Genomic DNA, 17,876 nt, shown 5'->3' on the forward strand with positions numbered 1-17,876 from the left:
GCAGATACCTTATGACGGTCAGGCGATTTGCGCCAGCCCGCGTTCAAGCGCCGCGATCAGGTCCGGGGCTTCTTCCAGGCCGATCGACAGGCGGATCAGGCCGTCGCTAATGCCAGCCGTGGCCAGGGCTTCCGGCGACATGGCAGCATGGGTCATCGAGGCCGGATGGACGATCAGGCTCTCGATGCCGCCGAGCGATTCCGCCAGCGAAAACAATTCTATATGGTCGAAAAGCTGTTTTACTGCTTCAAGTCCGCCGGCCAGCTCAAAGCTCATCATGGCGCCGAAACCAGATTGCTGTTTTTTCGCCAGATCGTGCTGGGGGTGCGACGGCAGGCCGGGATAGTGGACGGCCTTGACCTTCGGATGGGCATACAGGAATTCCGCGACGGCCTGCGCTGACTGCTGCTGCTGGCGGACGCGGACGAACAGGGTGCGCACGCCGCGGAGGGTCAGGTAGCTGTCGAACGGCGCGGCTGTGGCGCCCACGCAATTGGCCCACCAGCGATAGAGAGTCACGTCTTCCGGCGTGGTGCAGACCAGGGCGCCGCCGATCACATCCGAATGGCCGTTGATATATTTGGTGGTCGAGTGGACGACAAAATCGGCGCCGAACTTGATCGGGTTTTGCAGGGCGGGGGACAGGAAGGTGTTATCGACCGCAACTTTCGCACCGGCTTTATGGCCGAGCGCAATCAGTTTTTCCAGATCGATCAGGCGCATCAGCGGATTGGACGGCGTTTCCAGCAGGAGCAGGGCCGTCGGTTCGGAAAGGGCCGCTTCGATGGCGGCATCATCGCCCTGATCGACATAGACCAGATCGATCAGCCCCTGTTTGGCGCGGGCATTGAGCAGGCGCTGGGTGCCGCCGTAGCAGTCGTGCGGGACGACCACGCGCTTATTACCGGGCAAGTCTTGCCACAGCAGGTCGAGCGCCGCCAGGCCGGAGGCGGTCATGACCGCGCCGACGCCGCCTTCCAGTTCGGCAATCACCTCGGCGATGATGTCGCGGTTCGGATTGCCGGAGCGGCCATAGTCATAGCTGCGCTTCTTGCCGAAGCCTTCGAAGCTGTAATTGGTGGTCAGATAGATCGGCGGCATGACCGCGCCGTGCGCCGGATCAGAGTCGATGCCGATATTGATGACCTTGGTGCCGAGGCCGGCATTTTTCAGATAGTCTTTGGACACGTTAAAGCTCTAGTTTGAAGTCGAGGTGGCGGTGGGTTGAGTAGGGCGAACTGATGCTGCAATTTCCTGTGCCAGCGGGTTACGTTCCTCGCCTTTCATAATCCAGATGTGCAATTCGGAGGGCCAACTATAATCCGTTTGCCATAAGAAACCGCGAATGGTTTGAGTCTGGTCTGACGCAACAACAATACGGCTTCGCTTGCCGATGTCTGGCTTGGCGATCAGTCCTTCATTGTTATTATCAATATTGGCTGCGTTACCAGCATATATGCCGATCAAGGGGGTATTTTTGCAGGTGACGCGTAAAATCGCAAAGTCGAGCTGGGCGTCGCCACCCATCAGATTACACTCTTTCGGCAAGTCAATTGCAAATGCCTCCTTCGCCTCAACGGATTGGCGCATGTCCTTGGCAGGAGGAGGTGAAGAAGGGGGACGGGACTGACAACTGGCCAATAATAGAAATGCGGTCGCCGGAATAAGGTATGGCGCTTTCATAATTCTCCCCCTCGGTCATTTTAGTGAAGTGCGAACGATTTCAGAAACGAGTTTGATTTCCTTCAGGAAAGCATCGTGGCCATAAAGTGAGGGAAAGTCGATAAAGACACTGTCAGACAGCGCCTCGTGCAGAGCCTTCATGTCTTCGTAAGGCACCAGCCGGTCGGTCGGGACGGCGGCCAGGAAGACCTTGGCCTTGATTTTCGACGGGTCGACGCGGTGGCGGTCCAGACTGTCGGACATCGAGATCCAGCGGTTGACGTCGGTGGCGGTATAGGCGTCACCACGGGCGCGCAGATAGCCGCAGACGACATAGTTGCCGCCGGCCGTTTCCGGCGGCGGACCATCGAAGCGTTCAGAAAATTCGGCGTCGGAACGATAGGTCGTCATGGCCAGTTGCCGGGCGAGCGAAATGCCATCCTGCGGCCGACCGGTCTCCTTACCGAATTGCAGCAGGCGGCGTTGCAGGCCTCGGAAGGCGGTGGCCATCGGATGGGCGCGGTGGGCGGCAGAGATGACGCACAGGCGCTCAACCGCATCAGGGTACAGCTCGGCAAAGGCGAGGCCGATCATGGCGCCGTAGGAGGCGCCGATAAAGCTGTAAATTTTCTCAACGCCTAACTGGTCGAGCAGCAGCTTTACCAGCCGCGCCTGATCGTGGGTGGTGATGGTATAGACCTGCGAAGCCGGCAGGCGCGGGGCGAATTCGATGGAGAGGACGCGGAAGCGGTTGAGATCGAGCGCCTCACCAGGCCCGGCCACGCCTTCCCACCAACCGGGCGCCGTGTCGGTCGTGTCTTCCTTGGCGAACAGCACGCGCCCGGCGGAAATGCCGCCCGCCGCCACGACCACCGGAGCTTCCTTCGGGCCATAGAGCCGCGCCACTACGTCTGCCTGTTCCAGCTTCATGCCGCTTTGCAGGCGGAAATCGGCGGGAATGGGAGCGATGATATCGGTGCCGATCAGGTCGGGCGCGCTGAAGGTGTGGGCGTTCATGGTGTGTCCGGTCGCTGCAAAACCTCACCGGACCAGACGGGAAAAGACGCCGCGCGGGCGTTGGACTTCCGTCTCATCTGTCAGGGAAATGCGCCCTGTAGGAGTTGGCACCATACCAGATATCTGGCGGTTGCCCCAGCGTCGTTGGGCCTTTCCCTCGGCTGGTCTCGATGAGTAAGCGCCTATATGCGCAAATGCTGCTGTTGCGTCAAGAGGGCTTCATCGGGCGGAATATATTCCGGAGGCAAAAGCTCAGGGTTGCACATGTCGAACGCCTAACATAATGTGTGCGGTATGATAGACCTCAGCAAATTGCAGCGTTTCGGTTTTCCCGCCACAACTTTTCTACTGCCGGAACTTGAAAAGCAGAATATCGAGTGTGGAACGCTCTATCTGAGCGAGACGGCTAAAAAAAAGCCACCAAGAATTACGCATTCAGATAATGCGGCAAAAAATACAATTATCGTATGTTGTCCGCTGGACGCTCCGATTATGCTTCAAGGCTCTGATAATCTCGTTGTTATCATTGGCGCGTCTAGTAAGCAGGCGAGAATGGGGCTGAACTTCTGGGGCGACAATGCTATCTTCGCTATAGGTCAGGGCACGACTGTTGGCGGCCTGGAGGCTGAATTTCGTAACGATGACGCCTTGATTATCGGTGCAGATTGCATGATTTCCAAAGGTGTAACTTTTCGCCCCAACGACATGCACCCGGTTTTTGATGAAACTGACCGACAGATTAATAAGTCGGCGCCCATTGTTGTCCGGGACCACGTGTGGATTGGCCAGTCTGTCATGGTGCTAAAGGGAAAGACAATTGAAGCGGGAGCCGTGATAGGGGCCGGTTCTGTCATAACGAAGGATGTTCCGCAAGCGTGCGCGGTTGGGGGAAATCCTGCTAAAATCGTACGAGAGCGCATATACTGGACCCGCGACAGAATACCCACATATAGTGAGCGTCAGGAAGCCAAGAGTTATATTCAGCCAGTTATTGGCGTTGCTGCAACCGGCCGATAATATCTTAGCCCTTTCCGCATTTAATGGGGCTCCGCCGGGCAGACGATGAGTGCTCCCGCTGCCAATCGGCACCAGCAAAACATGGCAAACTGAGTTTAGTTCGGATTCCAAATCCTGATAGCAAGCTTCCGTCGTATGGTAATAGGTTTTTGTGAGCAGAGTCTCACCAAGACATTTTGGTGCCATTTATCTTCTATGCCGCGGGCTTAGCCGGCCTGAATCGGCGCCATTCGGAGAGGACGATCCCGCCGCAGACAAGCGCCAGCGCCACGATATGGAAGCCATGCAGCGGTTCGCGCAGGATCAGCACGGCGAGAAAGACGCCGAAGATCGGCAGCAGGTTGATGAAGAGGCCGGCGCGGTTGGGGCCGATCAGTTCGATGCCGGCGATATAGGTGGCCGAGGCCAGCAGGGCAACGAACAGCGCAGCATAGGCCACCACGCCCCAGCCGGTAGCGTCCGGCGCGCCGAACGGGTGGGTAAGCGCGCGCCAGATGATGAAGGGCACGCAGGTCAGCGCGCCGCTGATGCACGGAATAGCCAGCAAGCTTTGCCAGTGGATCATCGGCTTCCATTTCAGGCTGATCGTATAGCCGCCATAGACGAGAATGGCGCCCAGCATCATCACGTCGCCGATATTGAGCTTCAGGTGCAGAAGCTGGTGGATATCGCCGTGGCTGGCGGTGATCAGGACGCCGGTGAAGGTCATGACGAAACCGGTGAGTTGCGCCGCCGTCGCCTTGATGCGGAAAATCAGGAAGTTGCCGAGGAAGATGATCAGCGGAATGCCGGCCTGTTCGATCATGACATTGACAGCCGCCGTTTGGGTGAGGGCGGAGTAGAGCAGGATATTGAACAGGGCGAAACCGCTGGCGCCATAGCCGAACAAAAGCGGCCAGTGGCGTTTGATCACCGGCCAGTCGGCTTTCAGATGTTTGACGGACAGGACCGTGATGACGAGGGCGGCGATCGACCAGCGCAGGGTGGTCAGCAGGATCGGATCGACATGGCCGGCGGCGATCTTGCCCGCCACGCTGTTACCGGCCCAGATCAGGCTGGTCAGGATGAGAAGGCCATAGGCCCGGAAAAGAACGGCGTAGCTGTGCATGAGGCTGCTTTGCCGTATTGCTGTCCGTTGTTCAAGCCCGGTTACGGTTGCGCACGAAACCAACGCCAAGAATCTTAACGCCAAACACGTTTTTTCTTGGCTCCGGCGCCAAAGTCTTATAGCGACCGTGCAAATTGGTCTGAAACGGGTGAATTATGTCTGTCCTGGTCGTTAAGTTCGGTGGGTCTGTGCTGACGAGCGAAAGCGCGCTGCAACGCGCGGTCTCCGAGATTTACCGCTATGTCCGTGACGCCCACAAGGTGATCGCCGTGGTTTCGGCCTTCAAGGGGCAGACCGACCAGCTTCTGCGCCTGGCCGGCAGCTATACGCAAGCCTCCGTATCCTCGGCCACGCCGCATCTGGTAGCGACCGGCGAAATGCGTGCGGCCAGCTTGCTCGCCATGGCCTGCGAACGCTCGGGCATCGTAACGCAATTCCGTTCGGCCAACGAGATCGGCCTGGTCGCCGAGGGCGAGCACCTGAACGCCAATCCCGTTTCGATCAAGGCCGAGGTGCTGACCGGCGATCTCGAAAAAGTCGACCTGGTGGTCGTGCCGGGCTATGTGGCGGAAAACGCTGCCGGTGAGCCGGTGCTGCTGGGCCGCGGTGGTTCGGACCTGACGGCTGTTTTCATAGCCAAGGCGCTGGGCGTGACCGCTCGCCTGATCAAGGATGTCGATGCCGTCTATGACGCCGACCCGGCCAATGTTGGCGATTCCGCCAAACCCTACGAGTCGTTGAACTGGGACGAGGCGCTGAAAATCGCCTTCCCCGTAGTGCAGGGCAAGGCCATGCGTTTCGCCGCCGATAATGGCCTGACAGTTCAGGTGGCCGGCCTGGCGCGCGGCTATGAAACCACGCTCGGCACCGAAACGGTCTACCGCAAGGCCCAGACCCTGAAGCGCCCGATCCGCATCGCCGTGATGGGCGCCGGCGGGGTCGGTTCCAAGTTCCTCGAACGCTGCCTGGAATGGCCAGAGATGATCGAGGTCGATCGCATCCTGGTGCGCGATGCCTCGAAGCGCCGCGATCATCCGCTGGCGGCGAAATTCACATCGGATGCCCGGTCGTTCGTACGCAATGATGTCGATGTGTTCGTCGATATCGGCACGGGCGTGTCGCCCTCGGCCGAACTGCTGGAAGGCTTCCTCAAGGCCGGTGTTTCGGTCACCAGCGCCAACAAGCAGGCTGTGGCCGCCTCAGCCGACAAGCTGCGCGCCGCCGCAAAGGCTTCCGGCGCCATGCTGACCTATTCGGCTTCGGTAGGTGGCGGGGCCCCGATCATCGAAGCGCTGAAACGTGCCGTGGCCGCCGGCCACAAGATCAAGTCGCTGGCCGGTGTGCTCAACGGCACCTCCAACTTCGTCATCGATCAGGTGGAATCGGGCAAGACCTTCGACGCCGCCATGGATGAAGCCCGTCGCTTAGGTTTCGCCGAGCCGGACTCGACCGCCGATCTCGACGGCACCGATGTCGGCGCCAAGCTGAAACTGCTGCGCGAAATCGCCTTCCCTGGCCAGACGCCGAAACATATCGAGGTCGGCCAGATCACCGAGGAGTCGCTGGTCATTCCGAAGGGCAAGGGCCTGCGCTATGTGGCGCGCGCCTATCCGACGGCGAACGGCCTGGAAGGTTCGATGAAGCTGGAAGTGCTGGATGCCAATCATTATCTCGTCGGCGCGCGTGGCGAGCAAAACCGCGCCATAATCGAATTGGATAATGGTGAGACCTGGTACGTCACCGGCAAGGGCGCCGGCGCCTGGCCGACCTCGGAATCGCTGCTGGCCGATACCCTGCAAATCGCCCGCGAGATGCCCCTCAAGTGACGCCGGCTGCCTTCAACGCCTTCTGCGCCAGTTTGCCCCAATCCACCCATGTGGTGCAGTGGGGCGGGGCCGATGTCTGGAAGGTAGGGGGAAAGGTCTACGCGATTGCGGGTTGGTTGGATGATATCGGGCTTTCGGTCAGTTTCAAGGTGACGCCGATCGGTTATGAAATCCTCAGCGACGCCGATGGCTGCAGGCCGGCGCCCTATTTGGCCTCACGCGGCATGAAGTGGATTCAGGCCAGGGGCATCCCCGATGATGACCTGATGGATCATGTGCGCGGGTCATATGATATTATTGTCGCCGCCCTGCCGAAGAAAACGAGACGCGAACTGGGACTTTCATGAACTATAGACACGGCTTTCACGCCGGGAATTTTGCCGATCTCGCCAAGCACGCCGCCGTGCTGACCCTGTTGCGCCTGCTGCGGAACAATGAAAAGCCGCTGCTGGTGGTCGATACGCACGCCGGCGCCGGCTATTACGACCTGTCCAATCCTGACTTTTCCCGCTCGAAAGAGGCCGAAGCCGGCATCAAGTACCTGATGGGGCGCGACGTGCCGGAAAGCCTGAAACCGCTGGCCGATTATGTCCGGGCCAAGAACGCCAAGGCGGGGTTCAAGGGACAGATCGGCATCTATCCGGGGTCGCCGGTGCTGATCCTCGATCACCAGCGCGCCGGTGACCAGTATGTCGGCTGCGAACTGCGTGACGATGATGTGCGCCTGCTGGCCGAACGCATCGAGCCACGCGGTCAGGCGATCAAGGCTGATGGCTACAAGGTGGCCCGGCAAACCACCGAGGGCGATGAGGATTTGCTATACCTGATCGATCCGCCGTTTGAAAAACCGGATGACTATAAGCAGATTACCGAGACGGTGCGTGATGTGCTGACGCTCAGGGGCAATGCGCGCTTCCTGATCTGGCTGCCGCTCAAGGACCTGGAAACCTTCGATTCCTGGCTGCGTCATATGGAACGTGAAATCGGCGAAATCGCCCAGATGGTGGTGGCCGAACTTCGTCTGCGGCCACTGTGGAATCCGATGAAAATGAACGGCTGCGCCCTGGTGACGGTCAATGCGCCGGATGATTTCGCCCCCCTGCTGACCGCCATCTGTGAGGATGTGGTGGCGACTTTCGGCGAAACAGGCGGACAGGCGCGCATAAGGATATTGTGATCGCTCGCCATATTGGCGATTAATACCCGCCATGCTATGTTGCGCCGCAATATTCCCATAACCCAGAGGCCGAGATGTTAAGCATGACCGATTACCCGACGCCGAAATTTCCCGCCACTCCGGAAGAGGTCAAGGCGGCCTCCGAAAAAGTGGTGAACTTCTGGGTCGGTGCCCTGTCGCCGATGTGGGTGCCCTTCTGGGCGGCCTCGAGCTTTGGCCTGGGCGCCTGGGCTATGACGCAGAGCCTCACCAAGAGCGAAGGCATGTTGAAGGACATGCCGCAAATGACCGATCTTGCCGGCAAATGGCCGGGCTTCGGCGTCTGGGGGGCGTCTTCGGCCGCTGCGGAACCTGCGGTCAAGACTTCGGTCGATGCGGCGGCGGATATGGCGAAAACCACTGTCAAGGCCGCTGTGGAAACCGTTGAAAAGGTGGCGGATACGGTCACTGAGATCGCCCCTGAGCCCGAAGTCGTCTTTGATCCGGTGATCGAAGCCCCGGTGGCGGTTAGCGATGCGGTGGTGGAAGCGCCAGCCGTTCTTAAAGCGGCCGCCAAGGTCGAACCCAAGCCGATCGCCAAGGCCGTCTCGGCAGTCAAAAAGCCCACGAAAAAGGTTTAAGCGCGCGCCGGCCGGATATCGACCACGATCGGCCGATGGTCCGATCCGTTATCCGGCCCCACCTTGCGGCGTGACAGGCTGAAATTCCTGCCGGCGAAGGCGTTGTCGATGCCGATGCGCAATATGCCCGGCAATACAGAAGGCCATGTGCCAATCGGCGCCGCCATCGGCTTGAAGCCCATGTCGTGCGCGAAATCCTGCAACAGATAGGCGCTTAAATCAGAGTTGAAGTCCCCGACCATAACGGTGTTCGGGCGCTGATCCGGCGATATGTCCGCCCCCAGTCGCGTCATTTGCGACGACTGGCAGTCATGGGTCTCGATCTTCGGCTGGCAAAGATGCACGACGGCCAGGTGCATCAGGCCCTGGGGCGTGCGGATGTCTAGCATGTCGAAACTGTATTCCGTGTCGCCGCGATGGCTCGACAGGATCGGGTAACGGGAATAGACGACCGTATCGTGGTATTTGTAATGGTACGGATAGCGGCTGTCGACCATCGGCGTGTATTTGGGATCGGTCAGGTTTTCAACCGTGGCGATGATATCCGGTTTCTCCACATCCACCCAGTCCAGCAGGCGCTCCGGTGTCTTGTTGTGGATATACAGGTTGGCGAACATCAGCCGCACAGCCGGCACCGTGTCCTGCGCCGGAGCTTGCGTCACGAAGGCCTGCGGCGCCAGGGCCAACAGCCAGACGCCACTGGCGACCGCGCCCAATCGCCAGGCGGCTTTCTCGCGGACCAGCCAGAAGGCGAAGGTCAGGCCCACTGTCAGAGACAGAAATGGCAGGGTGAAGATATCGAGGAGATAGAGCAGGGGGTAATGAAAGGTCTTGAGGCAGATCAGTCCGCCTGCCAGCGACAGGGCGGATGCGCCGATACATAGACTTGACCAGCTTGTTCTGAGGACAGTGATCACGCGCATCTGAGTCCAATCAGTATTGACAAAAGCGGTGTCCGCCCCGCTACTGGTTAATAATGCCAGTCTGTAGCGTCTATATGTGTCGATCCATCGGGGGGCAAGGGCCAGAGCCTTTTCCCAATTAAATAATCTGGAAAAGGCTCCGGCCTTTTTCGTTTATACGCACTTTTTAATCCAAAAAGTGCGGACACTTTTGGGAAAGTGCTCATGTTCGCAAAAACACATGACGAGGTACGGCGCATCTATGACTCGGTCGATACGGTAAAGCGCCTGTCTGATCGCATCATCGGCATCGGGCCTATCAATATCATCGGCCTGGATGGCATACTGGCCTGGTTTCCCGGCGTAGCGCCCGTCTATTCGGTTCTGGCGGGAGGGTTTATCCTCCTTCAGGGGCTGCGCGCGCTGCGATCCGGTAACACTGGTCGCCGCCTTTATCGTTCTGGCCATGGATAGCGGCATCAGTGTGTTTGACGGCATTATTCCGGTAATCCCCGCCGGCAGTATCCTGGATACCTTCTTCCAGGGGCACCTCTATGCCGCCCACATGATCCAGAAGGATATCGATAAGACGCTCTATATCGAAGGCAGCGCCTCCCAGGCCCACCGGGATGGCAGCCATCAGGACAATGTCGGCGAAATGCGCGCCACGAAAGGCAAGAAACGGCTTGTCTACCTTGGATAAATAATCCCCGCTGATCGTTATCGCATCATCCTTCAGGCACCTGTCCATTCCTGAAGCAAAGGTGAGGCGTGAGCGATACGACACCCCGACTCCAACTGCCGCTGATCGGCGATCATAGCCAGAAGCGCATTGTCATGAACGCCGGCCTGATGCGGCTGGAAAGCCTCGTCCAGGCGCAGGCAATCAGCCGAACCCTCAGCGCGCAGCCGGCAACTCCAACAGATGGCGACAGCTACATCCTGCCGGCCAGCCCCACGGGGGCCGCGTGGGGCACACTGGCGGCGGGGACATTCGTCCGCGCCGAAGGAGGCGTCTGGGAAACGGTGAATTTTCCCGAAGGCGCGATTATCTTTGTCAAAAGTGAAGGCGTTTTCCTGCTGCGCACGGCCTCCGGCTGGACGGCGTTCGAGGACGCGATCAAGGCGCTGGCCAATCTCAGCCGCCTCGGTGTCGGTACGACCGCCGATGCCTATAATGTGCTGGCCATGAAGGGGCCGGCAGCGCTGCTCAGCGGCAAGACGGTGGCCGAAGGCGGCAGCGGCGACATTTCGCTGACCCTCAACAAGGAGGCCGACGGCAACAGCGCGCAGATCCTTTTGCAAAAAGGGTACAGCACGCGCGCTGTGCTGGGCTTGCTGGGCGACAACAATTTCGGAGTGAAGGTCTCGCCGGATGGCAGTTCCTGGCGCGCGGCCCTGATGGTGAATCGCTTCAGCGGCCGGGTGCGTTTCGGTAAGGCCGTTTACAAGACGCCACCTGTCCCCCAGCGCAACTATGTCACCGGCGCCGTCTGGCTGGCCAGCACGAGCGCCGCCGACAACAGTTGGTACAGCATCTGCTGGGCATCGGAGCTGGGCCTGTTCTGTGCGGTGGCGATTAGCGGTACCGGCAACCGGGTCATGACCTCGCCGGACGGCATCACCTGGACGGCGCGCACGAGTGCCGCCGACAATAACTGGATTTCCGTGTGCTGGTCGCCTGAACTGGCCCTGTTTTGTGCGGTGGCCAATTCCGGCACCGGCAACCGGGTCATGACCTCGCCGGACGGCATTATCTGGACGGCGCGGACCAGTGCCGCCGATAACGACTGGTGCTCGGTGTGCTGGTCGCCTGAACTGGGACTTTTCTGCGCCGTGGCAATCACCGGCACCGGCAACCGCGTCATGACTTCATCCAATGGCACGACCTGGACGGTCCGCACCAGTGCGGCCGATAACAGTTGGTACAGCGTCTGCTGGGCTGCAGACCTGGGACTTTTTCTGCGCGGTAGCCCTTACCGGCACGGGAAACCGGGTCATGACGTCCCCTGACGGCATAAGTTGGACGACGCGCGCCAGCGCGGCAGATAATAACTGGCTGTCAGTCTGCTGGTCGCCGGAGCTGGGTCTTTTCTGTGCCCTTGCCAATTCCGGCACGGGTAACCGCATCATGACCTCCCCCGATGGCATTACCTGGACCACACGCGCCAGCGCGGCAGATAACGACTGGCGCGGCCTGTGCTGGTCATCCGAACTGGGCCTGTTCTGCGCGGTTGGCGGCAGCGGTACCGGCAATCGCGTCATGACCTCGCCCGATGGCGTCACCTGGACCCTGCGCACAAGCGCCGCCGACAATAGCTGGCGCGGCGTCTGCTGGTCCCCTGAACTGGGTCTGTTCGGTGCGGTCGGTATCAGCGGCACCGGCAACCGCGCCATGACCTCCGTTTCCATGTTCAAATACCCCTACAGGAGCTAAGAAATGAAATTTATCGATAACTGGCGCGAAACCTTGAAAGCCTATTCCACATGGGCGCTCGGTGCGGTGGTGGCCATCCCCACGATCTGGCTGCAGGTGCCGGACGAACTGAAGGCGCTGATCCCGGCGCAGGGTATGGCGAAGATCACTGTACTTGTGGCCGTGGCCGGCCTGATCGGACGGTTTGTGGATCAGACACCACAAATGAAATAGCTGTCCGGAAATGGCGAAGGCCCAAGTCCTTTAGGGACAAGGGCCTTCGTGGTGCCACGTGAGAGACTCGAACTCTCGACCTCAGCCTTACCAAGGATGCGCTCTACCACTGAGCTAACGCGGCGAATGGGGACGTAAACGTCACCCGAGGCGGGGGCTATAGCCAAAGTTTCTGAAAAGACAAAGCGAAAAATGCGCCGGCCCGGCCGAAAAATCATCCCGCTTGCAATTAATCCCCGGATTTCTTAAGCCGAACGCCTCTCGTCCCAACCGAGCGGCTTTTTTATGTCCGAAACACCCAAAGTTCCAAAACGCAAGCTGACCCAGGCAGAGATGCGCGCCGCGCGCCTGCAGGCGGCCCTGCGCGATAATCTGCGCCGTCGCAAGGCCGCTGCCGCCACCACTGACGAACAACCCGTCGCCGATAACGAAAAAGGGAAGCAAAGGAGTCCTAAAAGCGCAAGCATGTATTGCGCGCCGCCTAATGTCATGTAGAACCGCGTATTCGCCGCTTTGGCGCCAAGGTTCGAGTTACAGGCCGGTTCATGGATCGCATTGCTATCGAGGGGGGGCACCCCTCTTTTCGGAGACATTCCCGTTTCGGGCGCTAAGAATTCCGCCATCAAACTGATGGCCGCGTCCCTGCTGACCTCCGAGCCCGTGCGCCTGACCAATATGCCGCGGCTGGCCGATACGCGTCTGCTGGGCCGTCTACTGACGCGCTTCGGCACCCAGATCACCGAATCGGATGGCGCGGACGGCCAGGAAACCCTGCTGCATACGCCCGAAATCACCTCGGCCTTCGCGCCCTATGATCTGGTGCGCCAGATGCGCGCCTCGTTCAATGTGCTGGGGCCTTTGATCGCCCGCACCGGCCACGCCAAGGTTAGCTTGCCCGGTGGCTGCACCATCGGCGCGCGTCCGGTCGATCTGCACCTCAAGGCGCTGGAAGCCCTTGGCGCTCATATCGACATGCACGAAGGCTATGTCTTCGCCCAGGCACCGCGCGGCCTGAAGGGCGCCGAGATCGAGTTTCCTTTCGTTTCCGTCGGCGCCACGGAGCACGCCCTGATGGCGGCGGTGCTGGCCCATGGCACCACGGTGCTGAAGAATGCCGCCTGCGAGCCGGAAATCTCCGATCTGGCAGAATGCCTGAACGCCATGGGCGCCAAGGTCTCCGGCCACGGCACCACCACCATCGTCGTGGAAGGCGTCGCCAGCCTGCACGGCACGGACTGGTCGGTGATCTGCGACCGCATCGAGGCCGGCACCTATGCCGTGGCCGGCGCCATGGCCGGTGGCGAGGTCCGCCTGACCAAGGTGCGTCCGGAACTGATCTCGATCCTGCTCGACAAGCTGGTCGAGGCCGGCTGCGAGGTCCATCGCGGTTTCGATACCGTGACCATCAAGCGCTCCGGTGCCATCAGGCCGGTTGATGTGACCACAGATGTCTATCCCGGCTTCGCCACCGATCTGCAGGCGCAGTTCATGGCGCTGATGACCCTGGCCACAGGCGAGAGCGTGATCAAGGAAACCATCTTCGAGAACCGCTTCATGCACGTGCCGGAACTGGGCCGCCTTGGTGCCGATATCCGCGTCACCGGCAGCGAGGCGCGCGTGCATGGCGTGGCCGAACTGCGTGGTGCGCAGGTCATGGCCACTGACCTGCGCGCCTCGGCCTGCCTAGTGATCGCCGGACTGGCGGCACGCGGCGAAACGATCGTCAATCGCGTCTATCACCTCGACCGCGGCTTTGAGAACCTGGAAGGCAAGCTGTCGGCCTGCGGCGCGAAGATCCGCCGCATCAAGGGCGATACGCCGGTCATGGAAGACGAATAAATGGGGCTTTTCGGGCTAGGAAAGGCGCCGGCAAAGCCCTTGCGCCTGATGGCGCAGGACGCTGACGATCTGCCGGCCATCTCTGCCCTGGTGCAGGATGCCGCCCTGCGCGCCGGCGACCTGAGCTATGATCCGGCCGGCCGTCATTTCACCCTGCGCATGAACCGCTTCTGCCATGAGGCCGGAAAGAGCGTCCCGCTGCGCGCGCCGAGCGTTCTGCGAATTTCGGGCGTGATGGCGGTCAAAATGCGCGGGCTCGATATCAAACAGGCGAACCTGCCGCTGAGCCTGCTCGATATCGCGGTCGAGCCCCTGGAAGCGCCCGCCGCTGCCCTGACCCTGCGTTTTGCCGGCGCGAGCCATCGAGACATCCGTATTGAAGCCGAGTGCATCGACGTGCTTCTGCTCGACCTGGCGGCCCCGCGCCGCGCCCGCAGTACGCCGGCGCATTTCTGACCCTTCGGGACTTGATCTTGCCAAATCAGGGGCAATCGTGCTCATCCTGCTTTGGGACCGAAAGTGAGACAACTGCCATGCGTATCGCCCGAATCGACATTGATGAAGCCTCCTTGAGCGCACCTTCCGACCAGGTGGAGCACGAGCGCAAGGTCGCCATGTTCGACCTGATCGAGAAGAACAGCTTCGTGCCCGAAGGGGCGGCGGAAGGGCAGGGGCCTTTTGACCTGCGGCTGGCCCTGGAGGACAACCGGCTGGTTTTCGATATCACCGGGCCTGACTTCGCCCGCAAGATCATGCTGTCCCTGGCGCCTTTCAAGATGATGCTGCGTGATTACCGCCTCATCTGTGAAAGTTATTACGAGGCCCTCAAGAACGCCACGCCGGCGCAGATCGAGTCGATCGACATGGGCCGCCGCGGCGTCCATAACGAAGGCGCCGAGCTGCTGGCCGAGCGACTTAGGGGCAAGGTGGCCATCGATCATGAAACGGCGCGGCGCCTGTTTACGCTGGTCAATGCACTGGTGCGGATCTGAGTCGGCAAATTTTTTCTATCTTTATGATTTTATTACATTTATTTCATTCATCTTCGTTCAGCAACAGGGCGTGAATCTGGCCAAAACCGGCCATATATCACGCCGTTCGCCTTAATCGGGGCGGAAGGGTGACCATAAGGTCTTATTTGGCCGCAAAGACCTCAAAAAGACCCCGCAATCGCCCCACGAAGGCCCGGTGGCATCGCCATGTTAAACCCAGACGACAACAGGATCGTCCGGCCCGCACTCTCCCCGGTGCGTGACCAGTTCAATATGGAGCACATGCTATGAAGACCCTTTTGATCGCCACGGCTGCCGTGGCCACCCTTGCTATCGGTTCGGCTGCCAGCGCCCAGGACGTGGGCCATGTTTATGGTTCGCTCGGCTACCAGCAGACCGACAATGACAAGACCGATTCCAAGCTGGGCAGCGTCAATGCCCGTGTCGGCACCAAGATCACCCCCCATTTCGGCGTTGAAGGCGAAGCCGCTTTCGGCACCAATGACGACAATGGCGTCGGCGGCAATTACAAGCTGACCAACAAGGCCGCTGTCTATGGCGTCGGCTATCTGCCGGTATCGCCCAGCTTCGACCTGATCGGCCGCGTCGGCGTCTCCGATACCGACCTGAAGGCCCCGGCTGCTGCTGGCAAGATGGAACAGGGCACGGCGCTCGATTACGGCATCGGCGGCCAGTATCACATTAATCCTGAGTATGCCGTTCGCGCCGATTATACGCGTTCGGATTTTACCGGTGACAAGGGTAATGCCGATACGGCTACCCTCAGTCTCGTGAAGAAGTTCTAATTCCCCCCTCCGGAACCTCTTCACTCCAAACGCGCCTTGCTTCCCCCGGCAAGGCGCGTTTTCCTTTTTGGGCTTTCCACTCGCGGCCTTTGGGTATAAAGGGCGCAATCTGATATTTTGAGCGATGTGAGTCCGGTGCGGATTCCGTCCGCATCCAGAGGGGCCGTATGGCAAAAGAAGAACTGTTGGAATTTCCGGGCACGGTCGTTGAACTGCTGCCGAACGCCACTTTCCGCGTCAAGCTGGAAGAAAGCGGCCATGAAATCATCGCCCACACCGCCGGCAAGATGCGCAAGAACCGCATCCGCGTGCTGGCTGGCGACCGTATCCTGGTCGAAATGACGCCCTATGACCTGACCAAGGGTCGTATTACCTACCGCTTCAAGTAAAAGCGCCTGATGGCTGAGCGCGCGAACCTGATTTTGGCCAGCGCCAGCCCGCGCCGCCGCGATCTCCTGGCCCAGATCGGGCTTGTGCCTGATCATATCGCGGCGGCCGATCTCGACGAATCCCCCTGAAAGATGAAACCCCGGCGCAACTGGCGCTGCGTCTGGCCGTGTCCAAGGCGCAAGCCGTGGCGGCGGTGACGCCCGGCTTTGTGCTGGCTGCCGATACGGTGGTCAGTGTGGGCCGCCGGGTGCTTGACAAGGCGGATACCGAGGCCGATGTGGCGACCTGCCTCAAATTGCTCTCCGGGCGCGGTCATCGCGTCTATACCGGCGTGGCCGTGGTCAATCCGGTCGGTAAACTGTCGTCGCGCCTGGTCGAGACCCGCCTGACCTTCAAGCGCCTGAGTGACATCGATATTGCCGCCTATCTGGCCTGCGGCGAGGGGATCGGCAAGGCTGGCGGCTACGCTATCCAGGGCCTCGCCGGCAGTTATGTGACGCAACTCGTTGGAAGCTATACCGGCGTCATGGGATTGCCGCTTTACGAGACGCGCTGCCTGCTCGATGGCGCGGGCTACAGGCCGTGATCACCCTGCATTATGAAAGCCGGTTCGGGCTGGCGCGTGGTGCCGTCTGTATCGATGGTAAGCCGCATCTCTATGCTGAGGGCTATGAGCACAATCAATCATTGACTATGGTTAATGTCCGTTCGGTGGCGCGCCTGAAAAGCAAGGCTGGCGGCCTGGCCTTCCTGTCGCTGGCCGATGGCAGCGAAGCGGTGCTGGACGTGCCGCAGGAGGTCTTTGCCAAACTGGTTGAAGGCACCGCGCTGGAAATTGAGATCATCGCCGAGGCGCGTCAGGAGAAACGGGCACGCGCCCGGCTGATCGGTGCCGCGCAAGGCGAGCCGCGCCGGATAACGCCGGTTCAATCCCTGAAGGATCGTCTGCTGGCCAAGGCTGCCGCTTTTGGTGATTTCGTTGAATCAATCGTTGATTTTGGCGCATTGGATGTGGCCGAAGGCGGGGCGCTCAATCCGTCAGGCCCTCTGCCACAAGGCGGCTATCTTAGCATAGAGCGCACGCGCGCCCTGATCGCCTGCGATGTCGATTCGGCGGGTGGCGAGGGCGTCTTGACGCCCAAAGCCTTCGCCAAGGCGTGCAATGAGCGCGCCGTCTCCGATATCGGCCGGCGGCTGCGATTGTCCGGGCTGGCCGGACTGGTGGTCATCGACCTGATCGGCAAGCGGCATGATGCGGATCGCTTGCGCCAACTGTTACTTGCCGGCTTCGGCCCGGAGGCGGACAGGCTTATTGTCGGTCCGGTCGGCAAGTTCGGCACGCTGGAATTCGTCCGCCCCTGGGGCGCCACGCCGCTGATGGATACGATTCGGTCGCCTGTCCGGGCGGCGCACCTGTTGCTGCGCGAAGCCGCAAAACGCGCCGAAAGCGAACTAGGGCGCTTGCTGACCTTGCGCGCGCCGGCGGCCACACTAGATATTATCCGTCCGCTGCTGTCGGCGTCGCATGATCCGCTGTCGGCGATCATCCGCCTGGAAGTCGCAGCTCAGCACGAGGTTGTTGTCATATGATCCGCAAATGCACCCGCTGCCAGAAGCCTTACGGCGAGGCGCTGGAAGGCGTGGCCAATGCCGCGAAAAGCTTCGCGCCCTTCTGTTCCAAACGCTGCGCCGATGTCGACCTGGTCCACTGGCTGAAGGGGGATTATGTCATTGATGGTGGTGGCAGCCTGTCGGTCAGCGAGGAAGACAGCGATGCCGGGCTGACGTCGGCGACCTCATCACAGGATGATGTGGAAGACTGACAGTTTTTCGGAAATCCTTGTCTTTTTCGTCTGGACAAGGGGATATA

General features: G+C 60.3%; 22 protein-coding genes, 1 tRNA gene, 2 pseudogenes and 1 riboswitch. Of the genes and pseudogenes, 19 read left to right on the top strand and 6 right to left on the bottom strand.

Translation table 11 applies throughout. From position 1 onward, the window contains the following. Positions 1-18 precede the first annotated feature (18 nt). The 3 genes from metB to NVV72_13320 are packed head-to-tail and all read right to left on the bottom strand — an operon-like array spanning position 19 to position 2,679. Positions 19-1,188, bottom strand: a complete 1,170-nt coding sequence (gene metB, locus NVV72_13310; GenBank protein MCR6660261.1) for a cystathionine gamma-synthase — start codon at positions 1,186-1,188, stop codon at positions 19-21. 9 nt (positions 1,189-1,197) lie between these two features. Continuing rightward, positions 1,198-1,683, bottom strand: a complete 486-nt coding sequence (locus NVV72_13315) for a hypothetical protein (GenBank protein ID MCR6660262.1) — start codon at positions 1,681-1,683, stop codon at positions 1,198-1,200. A gap of 15 nt (positions 1,684-1,698) precedes the next feature. Further along, complete coding sequence (locus tag NVV72_13320) at positions 1,699-2,679, bottom strand: homoserine O-succinyltransferase (protein MCR6660263.1); 981 nt, start codon at positions 2,677-2,679, stop codon at positions 1,699-1,701. A gap of 70 nt (positions 2,680-2,749) precedes the next feature. Then, positions 2,750-2,856, bottom strand: a riboswitch (SAM riboswitch). Between the two features lie 117 nt (positions 2,857-2,973). Here NVV72_13320 and NVV72_13325 point away from each other — a divergent pair. Continuing rightward, the gene (locus NVV72_13325) at positions 2,974-3,696 is read left to right on the top strand and encodes an acyltransferase (protein MCR6660264.1); all 723 of its coding nucleotides are present in this window, start codon (positions 2,974-2,976) and stop codon (positions 3,694-3,696) included. A gap of 193 nt (positions 3,697-3,889) precedes the next feature. Here NVV72_13325 and NVV72_13330 read toward each other — a convergent pair whose 3' ends face one another. Beyond that, positions 3,890-4,804, bottom strand: coding sequence for a DMT family transporter (locus NVV72_13330; GenBank protein MCR6660265.1), 915 nt, complete (start codon positions 4,802-4,804; stop codon positions 3,890-3,892). Positions 4,805-4,959: 155 nt separating this feature from the next. Here NVV72_13330 and NVV72_13335 point away from each other — a divergent pair, with 155 nt between their 5' ends. The 4 genes from NVV72_13335 to NVV72_13350 all read left to right on the top strand — a co-directional run bounded on the left by NVV72_13335 (position 4,960) and on the right by NVV72_13350 (position 8,427). Next, positions 4,960-6,630: a homoserine dehydrogenase gene (locus tag NVV72_13335; GenBank protein ID MCR6660266.1), complete on the top strand. Its 1,671-nt coding sequence runs from the start codon at positions 4,960-4,962 to the stop codon at positions 6,628-6,630. Beyond that, complete coding sequence (locus NVV72_13340) at positions 6,627-6,977, top strand: MmcQ/YjbR family DNA-binding protein (GenBank protein MCR6660267.1); 351 nt, start codon at positions 6,627-6,629, stop codon at positions 6,975-6,977. Before NVV72_13335 ends, NVV72_13340 begins: the two co-directional genes overlap by 4 nt. Beyond that, positions 6,974-7,807, top strand: a complete 834-nt coding sequence (gene rlmJ / locus NVV72_13345; protein MCR6660268.1) for a 23S rRNA (adenine(2030)-N(6))-methyltransferase RlmJ — start codon at positions 6,974-6,976, stop codon at positions 7,805-7,807. The genes NVV72_13340 and rlmJ overlap by 4 nt, the downstream gene beginning before the upstream one ends. Positions 7,808-7,890: 83 nt before the next feature. Beyond that, positions 7,891-8,427 (top strand): hypothetical protein, encoded by a 537-nt coding sequence (locus tag NVV72_13350; GenBank protein MCR6660269.1) that lies wholly within the window; start codon positions 7,891-7,893, stop codon positions 8,425-8,427. On the opposite strand, the gene NVV72_13355 is transcribed toward NVV72_13350, so the two are convergent. Then, positions 8,424-9,344, bottom strand: coding sequence for an endonuclease/exonuclease/phosphatase family protein (locus tag NVV72_13355; protein ID MCR6660270.1), 921 nt, complete (start codon positions 9,342-9,344; stop codon positions 8,424-8,426). The genes NVV72_13350 and NVV72_13355 overlap by 4 nt on opposite strands. A gap of 210 nt (positions 9,345-9,554) precedes the next feature. Here NVV72_13355 and NVV72_13360 point away from each other — a divergent pair, with 210 nt between their 5' ends. From NVV72_13360 to NVV72_13380, 5 genes are all read left to right on the top strand, one after another. Further along, positions 9,555-9,803: a DUF4112 domain-containing protein gene (locus tag NVV72_13360; protein MCR6660271.1), complete on the top strand. Its 249-nt coding sequence runs from the start codon at positions 9,555-9,557 to the stop codon at positions 9,801-9,803. Beyond that, the gene (locus NVV72_13365) at positions 9,796-10,032 is read left to right on the top strand and encodes a hypothetical protein (protein MCR6660272.1); all 237 of its coding nucleotides are present in this window, start codon (positions 9,796-9,798) and stop codon (positions 10,030-10,032) included. Before NVV72_13360 ends, NVV72_13365 begins: the two co-directional genes overlap by 8 nt. A gap of 68 nt (positions 10,033-10,100) precedes the next feature. Next, a complete protein-coding gene (locus NVV72_13370) occupies positions 10,101-11,342 on the top strand; it encodes a DUF2793 domain-containing protein (GenBank protein MCR6660273.1) in 1,242 nt (413 codons plus the stop codon). Beyond that, entirely contained in the window at positions 11,329-11,766 is a 438-nt protein-coding gene (locus tag NVV72_13375) for a hypothetical protein (GenBank protein MCR6660274.1), read from the top strand. Before NVV72_13370 ends, NVV72_13375 begins: the two co-directional genes overlap by 14 nt. A 3-nt stretch (positions 11,767-11,769) precedes the next feature. After that, positions 11,770-11,979 carry a hypothetical protein gene (locus tag NVV72_13380; protein MCR6660275.1) on the top strand — a complete coding sequence of 70 codons (210 nt, stop codon included), beginning with the start codon at positions 11,770-11,772 and terminating at the stop codon, positions 11,977-11,979. A gap of 49 nt (positions 11,980-12,028) precedes the next feature. Here the strand turns inward: NVV72_13380 and NVV72_13385 are convergent. Then, positions 12,029-12,103, bottom strand: a tRNA-Thr gene (locus NVV72_13385). Between the two features lie 161 nt (positions 12,104-12,264). On the opposite strand from NVV72_13385, the gene NVV72_13390 reads away from it, so the two are divergent. From NVV72_13390 to yacG, 9 genes and pseudogenes are all read left to right on the top strand, one after another. Further along, positions 12,265-12,474, top strand: a complete 210-nt coding sequence (locus NVV72_13390) for a hypothetical protein (protein ID MCR6660276.1) — start codon at positions 12,265-12,267, stop codon at positions 12,472-12,474. 50 nt (positions 12,475-12,524) lie between these two features. Beyond that, positions 12,525-13,818, top strand: a pseudogene (gene murA / locus NVV72_13395) (UDP-N-acetylglucosamine 1-carboxyvinyltransferase). Beyond that, positions 13,819-14,274, top strand: coding sequence for a DUF2948 family protein (locus NVV72_13400; GenBank protein ID MCR6660277.1), 456 nt, complete (start codon positions 13,819-13,821; stop codon positions 14,272-14,274). A gap of 77 nt (positions 14,275-14,351) precedes the next feature. Continuing rightward, positions 14,352-14,810, top strand: coding sequence for a UPF0262 family protein (locus NVV72_13405; GenBank protein MCR6660278.1), 459 nt, complete (start codon positions 14,352-14,354; stop codon positions 14,808-14,810). 287 nt (positions 14,811-15,097) lie between these two features. Continuing rightward, positions 15,098-15,616 carry a porin family protein gene (locus NVV72_13410; protein MCR6660279.1) on the top strand — a complete coding sequence of 173 codons (519 nt, stop codon included), beginning with the start codon at positions 15,098-15,100 and terminating at the stop codon, positions 15,614-15,616. 167 nt (positions 15,617-15,783) lie between these two features. Continuing rightward, positions 15,784-16,005: a translation initiation factor IF-1 gene (gene infA / locus NVV72_13415; GenBank protein ID MCR6660280.1), complete on the top strand. Its 222-nt coding sequence runs from the start codon at positions 15,784-15,786 to the stop codon at positions 16,003-16,005. Positions 16,006-16,014: 9 nt separating this feature from the next. Continuing rightward, positions 16,015-16,592 (top strand): annotated as a pseudogene (locus tag NVV72_13420) (Maf family nucleotide pyrophosphatase). Continuing rightward, a complete protein-coding gene (locus tag NVV72_13425; protein ID MCR6660281.1) occupies positions 16,589-17,596 on the top strand; it encodes a ribonuclease E/G in 1,008 nt (335 codons plus the stop codon). Before NVV72_13420 ends, NVV72_13425 begins: the two are co-directional and overlap by 4 nt. Continuing rightward, positions 17,593-17,829, top strand: a complete 237-nt coding sequence (gene yacG, locus NVV72_13430) for a DNA gyrase inhibitor YacG (protein ID MCR6660282.1) — start codon at positions 17,593-17,595, stop codon at positions 17,827-17,829. The genes NVV72_13425 and yacG overlap by 4 nt, the downstream gene beginning before the upstream one ends. Positions 17,830-17,876: the final 47 nt, after the last annotated feature.

Source organism: Asticcacaulis sp. (assembly GCA_024707255.1).
In the GTDB taxonomy this organism is placed as follows: domain Bacteria; phylum Pseudomonadota; class Alphaproteobacteria; order Caulobacterales; family Caulobacteraceae; genus Asticcacaulis.